A 14,729-nucleotide genomic window follows, 5' to 3' on the forward strand; every position below is an offset into this window, starting at 1 on the left:
GAGGGCATTTGCTGACATTAACACCGATCAATCTGAAAACGGCAAACGCATTTGTACAGCAGTATCACCGCCACCATAAGCCGACACGAGGACATAAATTCTCTATCGGCGTATCGGACAATGGCGCATTGGTAGGGGTTGCTATCTGCGGTAGACCCGTAGCGCGGAGGCTGGACGATGGCTACACGTTGGAAGTCAATCGCCTGTGTACGGATGGAACGCCGAACGCTTGCAGTATTTTGTATGCGGCGGCATACCGTGCAGCACGGGCCATGGGCTACAACAAAGTTGTTACCTACATTCTGGACACTGAGAATGGCAGCTCCCTGAAAGCTGCCGGCTACACCTGTGAGGGCAGAGCCGGAGGCTTGGAATGGAACGGTGCAAAAGCACCAAAACAGGCCGACCAATATCCGCGCCAGATGAAAACACGATGGGTCAAGAAAAAGGAGGGCTTGCATGGCAGTTGACCGCAAACAGCAGATGAAAGAAATCACGGAACGGCTGGAGCAGGGCGTAAAGGACATTTTCACTTCGGAAATGTATACGACGTATCTGCGCACGATGGCGAAATTCCACAATTACAGCTTCAATAATACGCTGTTGATCGCTATGCAGCGGCCCGATGCCACACTGGTGGCAGGGTTTAACGCATGGAAGAATAAGTTTAACCGTTACGTTAAAAAAGGCGAAAAGGGCATCCAGATCATCGCTCCGGCTCCCATTAAGGAAGTCGAGGAGCGAGAGAAAATCGACAAGGATACGGGCTTGGCTGTGCTGAACGAAAACGGTGAACCGGAAATGGAACGTGTGGAGTATGTGGTTCCGCGCTTCCGAGTGACGACGGTTTTTGATGTTTCACAGACCGATGGGAAACCGATTCCATCGCTGGAAGTGAACGAACTGACGGCCAGCGTCAAAGACTATGCGCTGCTTACGGCGGCAATCGAGCAGGTATCGCCTGTGCCGATGCGGTTTGATGAAATCGAAGGGGATGCCAAAGGCTATTACAGTGATGCAGACAAAGAAATCTGCATTCAGGTCGGCATGGGCGAGAGCCAGACCATAAAGACGATGATCCACGAGGTTGCTCATGCGATGCTGCATAACAGCGATTTCATGAAGCAGAACGGCGAGGAAAAAGACCGGCTTACAAAGGAAACCGAAGCCGAAAGCATTGCATTTACGGTCTGCTCGGCTCTGGGCATTGACACATCCGATTATTCATTTCCGTATGTGGCAAGCTGGGCCAGCGGCAAGGAGATGAAGGAACTGAAAGATTCGATGGATACGATTCGATTGACCGCAGCCAACTTTCTGGAAAAGCTGGAAGCGGCAGTCGCGGAAAGGAGCGCAGAGCGCATGACCGCGATGCAGTATGCGGAAAAGTTGATTGCCAATAAGGAGCAGGAAAAAACGATTTTTGATGATGAGCAGCGAAATCTCATCGTAAATTTTGCTTTCAAGCTGGATGATCGGGCAGCAACGGAAGAACTGGTGAACGGTCTGGCGGCTGCACTGGCCGAGGATGACAAAGAAGAAGTCAACCGCCTGATGTACGATGTGCAGGAGAAAATCGAAAATCTCCCGGATGGGATGATTGGTCTTTCGGAAATGCACGACTATGGCTACCGGAAAGATGATGTGCTGCCGCTGACGAAAGAGGGCGCACGGGAATGGCATCGGCTGGGTGAGAGGATCTATCCGTTGTTCCGTGATGGCACGGCAGGTGATTATGTAAGCCAAGAGGAGATCGAGCAGCACGATGGCATTTTCGGCATTAAGGCAGACGCATGGGATGCGATCCTGCTGGAGCAACGGGAAGATTATGCAGAGGACGAGTATGCGCGCCCGGATTTTCCGCTGACAGTGATAAACCGTGAACAGGCTCTGCGGCTGTATGACGAGGGAAAGCAGATTTATCTTGTCCGCATCAGTCCGTGGCCGATTCTTGTCACTGCACGAGAGGAAATCGAGCGCGGAAGTGATACCTTCCAGATTGCAATAGCAGATTTGGAACAGGAGAGGAACATGACAGAACAGGAAAATGTGCTGCTGTATGGCAGCGAAAAGCAGTTCGGCATTTATCAGATTACAGAGCGTGACCCGGAACATAACTATCGTTTCATGGGGCTGGACTATGTGCAGAAGAAAGGCATGACGGTTTCCCGTGCAGATTATGACCTGATCTATGCCGCACCGCTTACGGACAAGGATACGCTGGATGGCACTTATGAACGGTTCAATATCCAGCGCCCGGCAGACTTTACAGGGCATTCGCTGTCGGTCAGTGATGTGGTGGTACTCAATGATGGCAGTACGGTCAAAGCCTACTATGTGGACAGTATTGGATTTGCTGAACTGCCGGAATTTTTCAAGGAAAGGAATGTAGATTTGCAGAAAGAAAACCTTCTGAACGAGGAATTGCAGGAAATCGAAATCTTTGATAAGCCGGGTCTTTTCAGCAATGGCCGACTGCGGGATGAAGATGTGCCGGATGGCTTATATCGCTATGATCTGCGCGGCTCGGACTACGACCCAGGCCAGCCCATTACAGTGGAGAAAACTGTGGTGGTGAACCATGCGGCAGCTGTTCTGATGGCCGAAGAACTTGACCTTGGCGCGGAGGGGCGGCTGGAACTTGGTGAGGAAGGGCTGAACTTCACGGGCGTAGAGTTGACCGTGCGGGAGTTTATGGAGGAACAGCAGCAGAAAAGGAACGGACTGATCCACGGCGATTCCGACCATATCGCAGTCGAAGGGCATATCGGCACATGGTATGCTGTTGATGAAACGGAAGTCGGTGGGGAGAAGTTCTTCCTGCTGGAGCATGAGGAACACGGCGATATGGCGGCCTGCGTTGCAGTCAATGAGCAGGGCAAGCTGGTGGCAGAGGATTTGTGGAACGGCTTCGATGAAGATTTTCAGGAAGCAGTGCAGAAATACTTCTCTGAAAAATGGAATATGCCGAAAAAAGAAGATGTGGTGTCAGAGATCATTGAAAAGGCTGTGCCGGTGCCGGACAACAGCGCACAGGACTATTCGGATGTGCCTGTTTACTACGAGCCGTTCAGCTATGCCAAAGAAAATGACGAGGTGGATTTATACCGCACATCCTATCGGCTGAACAGAGAGTGCAAGCAGGCAATCCATGAAGCGATTGCGGATAATTATGACGGGATGTACCTTGGCGATGGTGCAGTCGATCAGGTGGTGCGGCAGTACGGCATGGAGCGCGTGGGCTACATTCTGGCAAATACTCTGCACCATAAAAGCTACGATGGCCGCTTTTCTCACGGCAATAAGGAATGGGCAGAGCAGGTCAGCACCCCGGAGCATAATGCAGACCGCATGACCTTCCGCACGGATTGGGTGGTTGACAGTCATCCGGCTGTGCTGGATGGCTTTGTAACGATGTTCCGAAAAGAACTGGAAGCACGGAAAGAACAGGAGCAGCCTTTCGTAAAGCAGTTCTATGTGGTCGAAAATTTGCAAGCCGCGCCTTTGAAAATTGAGCGGTTCGGCAATCTGGATGATGCAATGTCACAGTATCAGGCACTTCCGAACCATTGCATGAAAGCCTTGGGCGTGGAGAAAAATCCTGATCCGCTGCCGGGTTCACTGGATATTTTGCAGTGCAAGAACGGCCTTGACACCATCGTAGAGGACTATAAAACGGTTCCTGGCTGGGATAACCCGTATATCCAGAATCATGTTGTGCATCCGTTACAGGGGGCCTTAGCCGTGCAGGATGTGGAGCTGGCCTACGAATTGCCGGATGCCTATTTCCATATCCAGACCTGTGAGGATGGTTTCGACTATACCTTATATAATAAAGACTTCATAGAACGGGACGGCGGCATCCTCGAAACGGATGGAGATAAATCCGTGCAGGAGGCTATGACGGAGCTGCTGGCAGAGTTCGGCTGCGATGTGGCAGAGGGTAAAGTCATGGACGCGGCAGAACTGCGGGAACAGGCTGATACGGTGGCGGAACAGCAGGCAGAAGTTTTGAAAGAAAAACTCGCTGCAGAAAGACCTGCGCCGGAAGAAACGCTCAGCTTTTATGTTGCGGAGTGTTTGGAGTTTACGTTTGCAGGAGAGTTCCACGACCATCTGACTATGGAAGAAGCATTGGAAGCCTACGACAAGATTCCGTCTGAACGGATGAACGCCGACAAGTGCATTGGATTCTGCATCGAGGAAGATGGTGGCTTTGTTGGAATGTATGAGCTGGTCGTGAACGATAAAGTGCAGCGCGAGAACATCAATTTCATCAACTACTTCAGGGATGATAAGCTGGTGCAGCAGGCAATCTCCGATATGGAAAAACTGATGGCGGCACGACAGCAGAGTAAGGAGCAGGAACGCGACAGTACGAAAAAGTCTGTTCTGGATGCCCTGCGCAGTCTGAAAGCCAAGAAACAGGATCAGCCTGCACAGGAACAGGATAAGCCGAAGAAAGCGAAAAAGAAAGGGATGGAGTTATGAGCAATGTACGCTTTGATGAACTGGAATTGATGCTGATGGCGATGTTTGAGCAGCCGGCACTCAAAGATACGATTCAAGTGTTGACGGAGGTTCAGCCGCTTGTGGCAGAGGATGCAGAGATGTCTGCGCTTGTCCAGCAGACCATCCAGAAGATGCAGCAGTTGAATGAGCAGCAGTTCAAGGGGCTGGAACTAGAATGGCATAGGCCGGAGGATGATATAGGAAAATGAGTTCAGATATATTTGTGATTTACCAGATCGACAATTCTGATAAAAACCGTGAGTATCGCTGCCGCAGCTATGAATACCAGATTCAGCATGGCTTTATGATAACTGCAGACAATTATGGTACGGGCTATTCCGGTACGGCTACGCGAGGAATGGGCGAGGAAGCGATTCGTAAAAAGATGGAAAACATTAACCCGGACAAATTCAAAATTAGAAAATTTGGGGTCAGTGATGTGATCGGATTGACTGCGGCAGGCAAAACCTCTTTTTTCTATGTTGATAAGGATAGGTTGGTGAGATTCAACGGCTTTTTTCCAAGGCCCCAGAGTGGCACATACCTAATTCTTGATGAGGGCGGCTATCAGGTGGCAGGACAAAAAGGCACATGGCTGGTATCGGATGAAGTGGAGGTCGATGGTCAGCGGTTTGTTCAGATGAGAAGTGAACAAACGAAGAATCCACCGCCGAGCATTATTCTTCACGAGAGTGGAGCCTTTGTGACGCAGACAGCTTTAGGTTTCGATGGAGAAGCTACCAGAAAGATGCGCGCTTTCATGCAAGGCCCAAAACCTGAACTGCTGCACCATCAGAAGTTCTTTGAAAACGGCACAGCGGAACGTGCCAAAGAATCCGGCACAGAGCAAAATTACAATATGATAGATGGCTGCGTCAACAATGCACCGAAAAAGCCCCGGCGCATTGGCGGCAGGTGGTCGGTGCTTGATCGGCTGCATATTAAGCAGGCTGAGCGGCGACAAAAAGACAATGCGCCGCGGCAGGAACAGGAAAGAAGCCGAAAAAGTTAAAATACCGTAATATCGTTGAGATGGCTTCCCCAAAAAGGAGGCCATCTTTTTTGCGTTAGAATCAAAAATGTAAAAAACTTTTTTACAATGCGATTGATTTCCCGAAGTTGATGGTATATAATAATAGCAGAAGGGAGAGATGAAAAATGCGTTTTGATGAACTTTTTGAAATGAGAAAACTGACAGGGACAAAATTAAAGGACTATATTCGCAGCAATGGATTCTCAAAAGTATCGTTCTGCAAGAAAACAGAGATTTCTCGCCCTACTTTAGATAAGATTTTGAATGGCGAGATAGATAGTAAAAGTACATTCGATAAGCATTTGAATAAAATTCTTACCAGTTTGAGCATTGACCCGGATACCTTGATGGGATTTTCACCGAGGGTGCAAAGTGTAGATGCCGTGTACTCGCAGAATGCGCCGATTGATTATCAGATGAATGATAAGGCAAAGATAGAGTACGATCTGTTGCAGGATATTCTAAACCTTTGCAGTGTTTATTATTAAAGGCGGAAGGCTATGAGTGAGCGAATTACAGCAGCCAACTTAGATGAAGTTATCAAAAGGAACGAAGTCATTGAGGAACAGATGAAGCAGAGTGCTTCGCTTATCTGGTCAAAATACAATCCGATGCAGATAAATTCTCCGATACAGTTGGCGTTACAGATTTTAAGACCGTATGGTTTGATACAGCTGCCGATTGATAATCACTATTTGAGCGGAGCGATTTTTGTTCGGGATGGAAAACGAATCCCCTTGATAAATACGGCACTTCCGAGAGCAAATCAGTATTTTACTGCGTGGCATGAGATTTATCATCTATTGTTTGATGAAGTTTCTTTTGACCATTTGATTGAATCCGAAATCCTGATGGAAGAACGAAAAGCAGAATACTTTGCTGCGCTTATGCTTCTGGGAAACCTTATGCCGTATTTTGAGGGCTTAAAGGATATGGAGTTCCAAGCAAAAGCGTTTCAGTGCATGAACGCTTTCCAAGCTCCCTATAAGGCGGTGCTGATTTCTCTGTATGAAAGTGCAGTAAAGAATGGGAATACGGCTATTGCGGAAGAAGTTAAGGAAAACTTTGATGTGCAGGTTGAAGATATTGCACAGAGATTCCGCGATTTGGGATTGGATGATTCCCTTGTACGGCCTTCGTATGTAGTAAATGTAAGTCCGCTACAAGAGAAAATCAATAAGACGATTCGCAATGAGCCGGAAGTGGAATACCATAAAGACAATGAAGCATTTCTGAAAACGGTTTTAAGTGAATTTAAAATGCTGACGGGAGAGGCCGATGCTTAATATACCAGAGTATAAAGAATATGCTGGGGAGACCAAAATAGCACTTATGGATAACTCATCACTGGCATTTATGCACGAGTTGAGCCAGAGAAGTTATCCATCTGATGGAATCCTCAGCGTATACGATTTGATTCTGATACCAAAGTGGGTAATGGAGGAAATTGAGGATTCTACATACAGAAGCACCTATGTTGAGCAGCTTCAGGCACAAGGGTATCCTATTCGTTGGATTGATGAAACAAAGTACGGTGCTTTTGTCAATGATGAAGATGTGAACCTGTACTACATCGTTGAAGCTGCGGTATCGCGTGTGTCAGAGTTGATGCGCTTCCTTCGCAGAAAAGTAAAAACCGAAGATCTGATTGACTTGCCTTCCGCAGAGGAATGGATGAACCGGCTGTACGATGAATGGCCGATTCATGGAAGAACGCTGTCAACGGGTCGCACTCTTAAAAAGAATGCGGGAGAAATCTCGTTGACGATCCTTGCTGAAATATTCGCGTGGTATCATGATGGAGTGGACAGCCTGACAATCTACACGCAGGATACGGATGCGCATGAGTTCCAAACGAATGCAGAGCGTATCTTAACGGGAAATTCTGAATTTACTCCTGCGCTGGATTCTCCGATTTCGGTGGCCTTTAAGTCAAATGACTTTATTTTGTGTCAGATGTATCGTGAGGGCGCCTTGACTTTGGATGCGGTGCGGCAGCTTCGCCACGATGATAGAAAATTGACTTATACACGGCAGCAAGCGGATAAGTCGATTATTTGCCGCAAAGAAGTTATAACGAAAGAGCAGTTCATTGATTTGATTCAGGATGCGACAGTTCAAATCCTGTTCTAAGAGTAATATGGTAGAAAAGGGTCAGCCCTAGTCTTTCGCAGGAAAGACCAGGGCTGGCTTTTTGTTTTATCGAGAGTGTTCGTTCTTTCGGGATTGCTGCTGTTCGCGCCGTGCTTCTCGTTCTGTTCCCAGAATGTTATCTACATTGGCACATACAGTCTGGAGTTCCCTGTGGTAATCTTTGAAATAGTGGTAGGTGTCATACTGGGCATCTTTCTGAATGGTAAACTGCTCCTTTTCAGCCCGGAGGTCTTTCATGGTCGGAAACCTTCCATCTGGGGAGTGCTGCTTTAGGATGCGGAGGGCTTCTTCATATTTGGCAATATCCTCTGCATGAGCCTGACGGAAAGATTTCTTATTGCCTGATTTCAAGAAATCACCATAGACTGATTTTGTAGAAAGATACTGGCCTAAATAACAAATCTGCTCATTGACTTTTTTCAATTTTGCTTCGGTGAATTTGGCATCACTTCGGGCTTTTGCCATTTTAGATTGAATGGCGTCAGTGGTATCGAAGAGTTTTTCGTAAGAATCGTATCCATGTTCCTGCACATAAGCGACTGTTCGTGCCATCTGCTGCAAATTGGAAATCTTGACTTTCTGCGCATAGGCGCGGCTCTGCTGTGCTTTTACGCAGGTCTGCAAGTCAACCACAAGGCGCAGGTCAGACTTAATGAACAAAATAGCCATAGGATCATCTGCTGCCCAATGAGGATTGTTCCGTTCTTTGTTCCGCGCATTTTCTGCAAAAATGCGGAGAAGCCTGTCGCGGTCATAATTAGAACCGAGAGCGCGTGCAGAAATAAATTTCTGTCGGTCAGCAGGAAGATAGCTGAATCGTCCGCGATGGTCTTTTACCAAAATTCCGTATTCTGCTTTTAATAATCGCTGAAACTCCTCAAAAGATGTGGCACGTTCCGCAATGTCAGAAATGGCATTGCGGATTTTTTCTTTATCGGTTTCAAAGGTGGTGTGCATGGGTGTAATGCCATCGCCCAGGAGTTCCATGTTTGCGATGTCCAGATTCAGTTGCCCGCGCCGCTGCGCATGGTACTCCTGTTGTGTGATTTTATCCGCAGCAGGGGAGAGCAGATCGACCTGATGCAGCCCTTCGCGCTGGCAAATATCCATCAAGGATTTTTGCAGGTGCCTCAGATAGTCTTTGGTAAGGTGGTGCTTGTATCCAGCCTTGCAGTCGATTGGCCGTTCGGTGTAGGTCTGAGGCTCTATATCGAATTTGCGAAGGCTGTTGATTATGATGTGGGTATGGATGTTGCCTGTGCCGTTATTGCCATCTGTATGGGTGCAGACCAAAGCCTGATGCCCCGGAAAATTAGCCTTTGCGTATTCCAGCCCGATGGCCTGTGCACGTTCTCCTGTTAAATCGTGGTCGGCGTTATCTCTGGGGTCATGGCTGATAATGTAGTGGTGGCTTTTGATTTCATCATAGGTGTTGTTCTTATGGTGCTGCTGGTTTAACAGTTCACATTCAAGGTCGAAGGTTTCGGGATTGCAGTTCAGCCCATCAAGGTAAAATTCTTCCCGAAGCAGCATATTCCCGCTTTCATCCAGAACGGGAACCAGATGAAATTCATCGTGCTGGTATTTCAGATAGTCGATGGCACTCCCGTAATTGGCATTTTTACTTGCAATGTGTTTTAGAATTGCCACGATATGCACCTCCAAGCTGAACGATTTCCTGCCGCAATTCACGGATTTCCGCAATGCACTTCTTTAGTTCTTCCAACATTCCGCGTGATGCCAGACCGCCGCCGTGGAAATAGCGAGCAATCTGGTTGAGGTTATTCCCGATGCCAGCAGCTTGAGCAGTCAACTTCTGAATTTCACCAATATCGGCAACGATGTTGTAGTTGACAGTCACTTTTTCAGATAGAGCCTGCTTGCGCACAAAAGTGGAGATGGGATAACCAGCATCTTTTGCATATCCGGCCACCAGTTCATATTCAATGCTGCTGAAACGAACCATTACATTGCTTGTGCGTCTGATGCTTTCTGCCTTTTTTGGTCGTGCCATAGTTTGATCCTCCTGCGTTTTTTATAGTTGCAAAGCAACTCCCGATAAGCCGTAGGCGTTCGGCTGCGAACACATTCATGTGGAGCCAGATAGCCAAAATCTGAGATTTTGTGCGTACCGTGGGAATGGGGAACGGAATCCCCATCAAGATTGCCGGGAACGAAAATCACGAAAGTGAGTTTTGAGTTACTATGGGCGAATCTTGCGCTAAGAGAGAAAAGCCCCAGCGTTTTGCCGTATTCCGCAGGCCCATCAAAAAAGATGCTTCTATAAATATGAATCCGAAGCCCCGATGCAGGATACACTTTTCAAAATTTTCTGTAATTTTTTCAAACACTGTATCCCCCAATGCCTTTCTGAATTCATATTAGTAAAGGGGGATTGATTTCCATGAAGCAGAAAGAACGATTTGACGAAAAGCCCAAGCAGGAGCATACGGAGCCTAAGCATCACAGAAAAGCCGTCATCAAGGGCATTACCGTATATGAATCATTTCGGTCAGAAGGCAGCGAACTGTGGGATTGTCTGTTGCAGAGCATGGGAAAGCACTGAACAAGAACAATTTTTGAAATTCTGAAAAAATGTGCGCAGCAGCTTGATTTTTGTGCGGCAGCTTGGTAAAATACAGACGGGTTAAGTGAATAGTGCAATCAAAAGCCATTAACTTTCTGGATTTTACCATGCAATATGCGTGGAGACGGGAGGTTTAATGGCTTTGTTTTTTTACAAGGAAAAGAATAAAGGCATACGGGCAGCGGCCTATCTGAGATTGTCCATCGAGGATGGCGACAAGGCTGAGAGCAACAGCATCGGCAATCAGAGAGAACTGATTCGAGATTTTGCTGCAGAACGGCCAGGACTGCATTTGGTCGAAGAGTACGCTGATGATGGCTACACAGGAACCAACTTTGAACGTCCGGGCTTTAAGCGGATGATGGAGGATATTAAATCCGGCAAAATCAACTGCATCATCGTCAAGGACTTATCCCGACTTGGCCGTAACTACATCGAGATGGGAAAGTATCTGGAACAGATTTTCCCGATGATGGGGATTCGCTTCATCGCTATCAATGACAACTATGACAATGCAAATTCCGAGAGCAGTGATTCGGACAGTATAGTAGTTCCGTTCAAGAATCTTCTGAACGATTCCTACTGCCGGGATATTTCCATCAAGGTGCGCAGCCAGTTGGACATGAAACGGCGCAAAGGAGAGTTCATCGGTGGCTATGCAATCTACGGCTACTGCAAAGATGAACGGAACAAAAACCGTCTGGTGGTAGACGAGTATGCAGCAGATATTGTCCGTTCTATCTACCGCAGAAAACTGGAAGGTATGAGCGCACAGGCGATTGCCGAACAGCTGAACAGCGAGAATGTGCTGGCCCCCAGCGAGTACAAACGGCTGTGCGGTTTGAATTACCATAGTGGGTTCAAAGCTGGCACTCATGCAAAGTGGCAGGCGATTCAGGTGCTTCGGATTCTGAAAAATGAAGTCTACACAGGGACGATGGTGCAGGGCCGACGTCAGAAAATCAATTACAAAATCAAGAAAATTCGGGATGTGGAAGAATCCGGCTGGATCAGAGTTCCCAATATGCACGAAGCAATCATTCCGCAAAAGCTGTTCGATACGGTGCAGGAAGTTTTGAAGCTGGACACCTGCGCATCGAAAGGCCAGCAGACTGTAAATCTATTTTCGGGCATCGTTCGCTGCGGCGGCTGTGGACAGAACATGGTGCGGCGTACCGTATCAAAAAACGGAAAGAAATATATTTATCTGCACTGCGTCACAAACCACAACGGTCTGGGCTGTTCCTCGCATCTTATCAGCGAAAGTAAGTTGGAAGAGGTGGTGCTGGCCGCATTGCAGGGAAAAATCCAGCAGATCAGTGGACTGGAACATCGTCTGGATGAAATCAATGAGATTCCCAAGAATGAACGCAGACTGAAATCTGTGGAAGAGCATTTGAAAATGCTGGAGCAGGAAGAACAAAAATATCAGACCTTGCGCCGCCAGCTTTATGAGGATATGAGCAATGGCATCGTCAGCCAGGAGGAGTACAAAGAGTTCAGCCATTCCTTTAATGAAAAGGTTGAAGCTATCCGTAAGGCCAAAGCAGAAATGAACCGCCAGAGGGATTGCCTGAACAATCTGGATGTGGAGCATCTGCCGTGGATTGAAGATTTCAAGTCCTACCAAAATCTGACGAGCCTGAACCGCCGCATTCTGGTGGAACTGGTAGAGAGCATCACCGTCTATGATAAGGAACACATTCATATCCAGTACCGCTTCGATCAGGAAATTCGCAATGTGCTGGAATATTGCAGTAGTGTTCAAACGGAAGGAAATGCAGTATGAAGTGTGTAAGCTATACCCGGACGCTTCCATGGAAGAACCATCAAGGTGAACTGGCGATTGCCGAGCAGAATCAGCGTATTGCGGCATATCTGGCGGAACATAAAGAACTGGATTTGCTGAAAAAGTATTCTGACCGCAAGAACGATGAAAAGGCGCGCACCGCGTTTGACCAAATGACCGATGATGGCGTAGAGCGAAAATTTGATTGCATTATTGTGGCATCCATGTACTACTGTGGGCCGGATTTCCCGGCGGCACGACAGGCAATCAAGGAAACGCTCTATGCGACGGGCATCGACCTGATCGTGCTGGAGGAGAATTTGGACACCAGAACAGCCAGCCGAAAAGAAGTCGAGGACTATTTTGAAGCAAAACGCTGTGAGATGCACGCAGAAATCATGTTTGCGTGGAGAAAGAAACAAGGCGCAGGATTCCGGCTGACAAACTCTGTTCCATTTGGCTATATCCGCAGGAATGGCGAAAGCAACATGATAAAGGATGAAGAAGTCGCTCCTTATTTAAGCGAGGCTTTTTCCAGATATGCGTCCGGTCAGAAAATGCGTGACATTGCAAAGTGGTTAAATGAGCAGGGTGTTGAACCCCCAATGAGACACAAAAAGAGAATTTTGGGAAAGCCTTATGATGCAGAACCAGACCAGTGGACAACGGATATGTTGAGGTGCTTATTCCGAAACCCGACTTATACGGGTGCGGCGGCAAATGGAAGCCGCCAGATCATTGCAGAAAACTGCCACGAACCATACATAACCAAAGAACAGTTTCAGGCGTTCCCGTGCAATATGCGCGAGGACGAAAACAAAATCTCCATTCGGAAAAGCTACAAAAAACCGAACCCGCTGGCAAAGCACATTGTCTGCACCTGTGGACGCGCACTTTGCTGGCACAAGGATAAGAAAACAGGGGAGGAACTTTTCTATTGCCGTTACTGCCGCGCACACAAGGAAAACGGAAAGAATCTGAAAGTTCCGGCAGCTACCATTTATAAAAATGTGATGGATGCTCTGGAACTGGAACATCTGGAAGAAGAAAAGCTGGCTGCGGCGATTCAGCAGGGAGCAGGCAAGAAAGCGATTGAGGTCGTCCGGGCCGAGAGGTCTGTGCAGATGAAGTCCATTCTGGCCGAACTGAATATGGAACAGTTTCGCCGTGTGCCGCTGTATGAAAGTTATATGGCAAATGAAATCACCGAAGAACAGTACCATGCGGAACTGATGGACTATGAAGAAGCGCATCGGAAACTGAATGAGCGGCTTACGGCAATTATGGAAGATACGCTGGTATGGGAACGGGCGTTGAGCCTGCGCAATCCATGGATTCAGCAGATGGCACAGTATAAGACCCCGGAGGAACTTGACCGTAATTTTGTCAAAAAGTATATCGAGCAGGTCACGGTTACATTACTGGACGATGGACAGGCAGAAATCAGCCTGACCATGAAAACGGATGAATGGAAACAGATGCTTAGTCGGATAGAAGTGGAGGGTACAGACAGTGGCACGAAAGAGTAGAAAAAATCTCCCGCAGCCGGAACAGGCGGCAGTTTCTGTGCTGCTCCCGGAACTGGAAGAAGCAAAAATGCCTGCGGCAATCTATGGGCGGCTTTCTGTTGAGGATGAAGAAAAAGAAGAAAGCATGGAAACGCAGATCGCGCTGGTGCAGGATTATATCAATCGCAGCAGTGAACTGAGTTATGTGGACACCTACTTCGACAATGGTTTTACGGGAACGAATTTTAAGCGGCCTGCATTTACCCGCCTGATGAACGATGTACGGCAGAAGAAAATCAAGTGCATCGTGGTGAAAGACCTCTCGCGTTTTGGCCGTAACTATCTGGAAGCAGGATACTATATCGAAACAGTGTTCCCATTTTTGGGCGTTCGACTGATTGCCGTTACAGATAATTTTGACAGTACGCGCAAAGAGGACATGGAAAGTCTGGCCCTTCCGATTCGGAATATGGTCAATGCGATGTATGCGAAAGACATATCCAAAAAGATATGGACTTCCTTGCAACGCAAAAAAGAAGCAGGCTATGCAGTCGGAAACGATGCTCCGTATGGCTATATTCGGAACCCCGTGACAAAGCGTAATGAAATTGACCCGGAAGCTGCATTTTATGTGCAGTTGATTTTCCAGTGGGAACTGATGGGCGTACCAATTTTTGAAATCGCTCGACGAATGACATTGCTGCAGGTTCCGACTCCACGGGAGTGGCATAGAAAAATTGTTGAGGAGAAAGAAGTGCTTACCTGTAAAAAGTGGGGCGTAACCACGATTCGGCACATTCTGGAAAATCAAACCTATGTGGGAGATACCATCAACAATAAAAGTACACAGAAGTTATTCGCAGGACAGGACAAGCGCGACCTTCCGAAAGAACAGTGGTATGTAGCAAAGGACACACATCCGGCTATCATCGCAAGGGATGATTTTGAAAAGGTGCAAAAAATCTTGGACAAGAATCGAGCGGTATTCCATACCGTAAGAGCAAAGTCGGAGCAGATTCGGACAGAATATCAGAATGACCTTGCAGGAATGGTGTTTTGTGCAGACTGTGGCAGACCGATGGAGTTTGAACGACTGCCGCATGGAGCGGAAGAAAGTAAAAAGGTCTGCTATTACATCTGCAAGGC

At 47.6% G+C, this 14,729-nt stretch carries 13 protein-coding genes; 11 read left to right on the plus strand and 2 right to left on the minus strand.

Features of this window, described 5'->3' with window-relative positions:
* The first annotated feature begins 8 nt into the window (after positions 1-8).
* The 7 genes from WMO44_RS11815 (at position 9) to WMO44_RS11845 (ending at position 7,678) form a co-directional block, all read left to right on the plus strand.
* A complete protein-coding gene (locus WMO44_RS11815) occupies positions 9-470 on the plus strand; it encodes an XF1762 family protein (RefSeq protein WP_097779735.1) in 462 nt (153 codons plus the stop codon).
* A complete protein-coding gene (locus WMO44_RS11820) occupies positions 460-4,491 on the plus strand; it encodes a DUF3849 domain-containing protein (RefSeq protein ID WP_349152705.1) in 4,032 nt (1,343 codons plus the stop codon). The genes WMO44_RS11815 and WMO44_RS11820 overlap by 11 nt, the downstream gene beginning before the upstream one ends.
* On the plus strand, positions 4,488-4,721 hold the full coding sequence (locus WMO44_RS11825) for a transposon-transfer assisting family protein (protein WP_349152706.1): 234 nt from the start codon (positions 4,488-4,490) through the stop codon (positions 4,719-4,721). Before WMO44_RS11820 ends, WMO44_RS11825 begins: the two co-directional genes overlap by 4 nt.
* Positions 4,722-4,735: 14 nt before the next feature.
* Positions 4,736-5,524 carry a YodL domain-containing protein gene (locus WMO44_RS11830; RefSeq protein WP_349152707.1) on the plus strand — a complete coding sequence of 263 codons (789 nt, stop codon included), beginning with the start codon at positions 4,736-4,738 and terminating at the stop codon, positions 5,522-5,524.
* 146 nt (positions 5,525-5,670) lie between these two features.
* A complete protein-coding gene (locus WMO44_RS11835) occupies positions 5,671-6,033 on the plus strand; it encodes a helix-turn-helix domain-containing protein (protein WP_022256733.1) in 363 nt (120 codons plus the stop codon).
* Positions 6,034-6,045: 12 nt separating this feature from the next.
* A complete protein-coding gene (locus WMO44_RS11840) occupies positions 6,046-6,831 on the plus strand; it encodes an ImmA/IrrE family metallo-endopeptidase (RefSeq protein ID WP_113998512.1) in 786 nt (261 codons plus the stop codon).
* Between the two features lie 46 nt (positions 6,832-6,877).
* Positions 6,878-7,678, plus strand: coding sequence for a hypothetical protein (locus WMO44_RS11845; protein ID WP_349152708.1), 801 nt, complete (start codon positions 6,878-6,880; stop codon positions 7,676-7,678).
* A 66-nt stretch (positions 7,679-7,744) separates the two neighbouring features.
* On the opposite strand, the gene WMO44_RS11850 is transcribed toward WMO44_RS11845, so the two are convergent.
* Entirely contained in the window at positions 7,745-9,349 is a 1,605-nt protein-coding gene (locus WMO44_RS11850) for a relaxase/mobilization nuclease domain-containing protein (protein WP_349152709.1), read from the minus strand.
* A complete protein-coding gene (locus WMO44_RS11855; protein ID WP_349152710.1) occupies positions 9,321-9,713 on the minus strand; it encodes a plasmid mobilization protein in 393 nt (130 codons plus the stop codon). Before WMO44_RS11855 ends, WMO44_RS11850 begins: the two co-directional genes overlap by 29 nt.
* A gap of 390 nt (positions 9,714-10,103) precedes the next feature.
* On the opposite strand from WMO44_RS11855, the gene WMO44_RS11860 reads away from it, so the two are divergent.
* The 4 genes from WMO44_RS11860 to WMO44_RS11875 form a co-directional block, all read left to right on the plus strand.
* The gene (locus WMO44_RS11860; protein ID WP_022256728.1) at positions 10,104-10,265 is read left to right on the plus strand and encodes a hypothetical protein; all 162 of its coding nucleotides are present in this window, start codon (positions 10,104-10,106) and stop codon (positions 10,263-10,265) included.
* A 157-nt stretch (positions 10,266-10,422) separates the two neighbouring features.
* Positions 10,423-12,075 carry a recombinase family protein gene (locus tag WMO44_RS11865; protein WP_349152711.1) on the plus strand — a complete coding sequence of 551 codons (1,653 nt, stop codon included), beginning with the start codon at positions 10,423-10,425 and terminating at the stop codon, positions 12,073-12,075.
* Positions 12,072-13,604 (plus strand): recombinase family protein, encoded by a 1,533-nt coding sequence (locus tag WMO44_RS11870; protein ID WP_349152712.1) that lies wholly within the window; start codon positions 12,072-12,074, stop codon positions 13,602-13,604. Before WMO44_RS11865 ends, WMO44_RS11870 begins: the two co-directional genes overlap by 4 nt.
* Positions 13,588-14,729 (plus strand): recombinase family protein (locus WMO44_RS11875; RefSeq protein WP_349152713.1); only part of this gene is annotated, 1,142 nt, incomplete at its 3' end. The genes WMO44_RS11870 and WMO44_RS11875, both read left to right, overlap by 17 nt.

Source organism: Faecalibacterium tardum (assembly GCF_040096515.1).
Taxonomy (GTDB): domain Bacteria; phylum Bacillota; class Clostridia; order Oscillospirales; family Ruminococcaceae; genus Faecalibacterium; species Faecalibacterium tardum.

Coding starts and splice junctions, on each gene's coding strand:
- WMO44_RS11820 (WP_349152705.1), top strand. CDS start 460: ATGGCAGTTGACCGCAAACAGCAGATGAAAGAAATCACGGAACGGCTG.
- WMO44_RS11825 (WP_349152706.1), top strand. CDS start 4,488: ATGAGCAATGTACGCTTTGATGAACTGGAATTGATGCTGATGGCGATG.
- WMO44_RS11835 (WP_022256733.1), top strand. CDS start 5,671: ATGCGTTTTGATGAACTTTTTGAAATGAGAAAACTGACAGGGACAAAA.
- WMO44_RS11840 (WP_113998512.1), top strand. CDS start 6,046: ATGAGTGAGCGAATTACAGCAGCCAACTTAGATGAAGTTATCAAAAGG.
- WMO44_RS11845 (WP_349152708.1), top strand. CDS start 6,878: ATGGATAACTCATCACTGGCATTTATGCACGAGTTGAGCCAGAGAAGT.
- WMO44_RS11855 (WP_349152710.1), bottom strand. CDS start 9,713: ATGGCACGACCAAAAAAGGCAGAAAGCATCAGACGCACAAGCAATGTA.
- WMO44_RS11860 (WP_022256728.1), top strand. CDS start 10,104: ATGAAGCAGAAAGAACGATTTGACGAAAAGCCCAAGCAGGAGCATACG.
- WMO44_RS11865 (WP_349152711.1), top strand. CDS start 10,423: ATGGCTTTGTTTTTTTACAAGGAAAAGAATAAAGGCATACGGGCAGCG.
- WMO44_RS11870 (WP_349152712.1), top strand. CDS start 12,072: ATGAAGTGTGTAAGCTATACCCGGACGCTTCCATGGAAGAACCATCAA.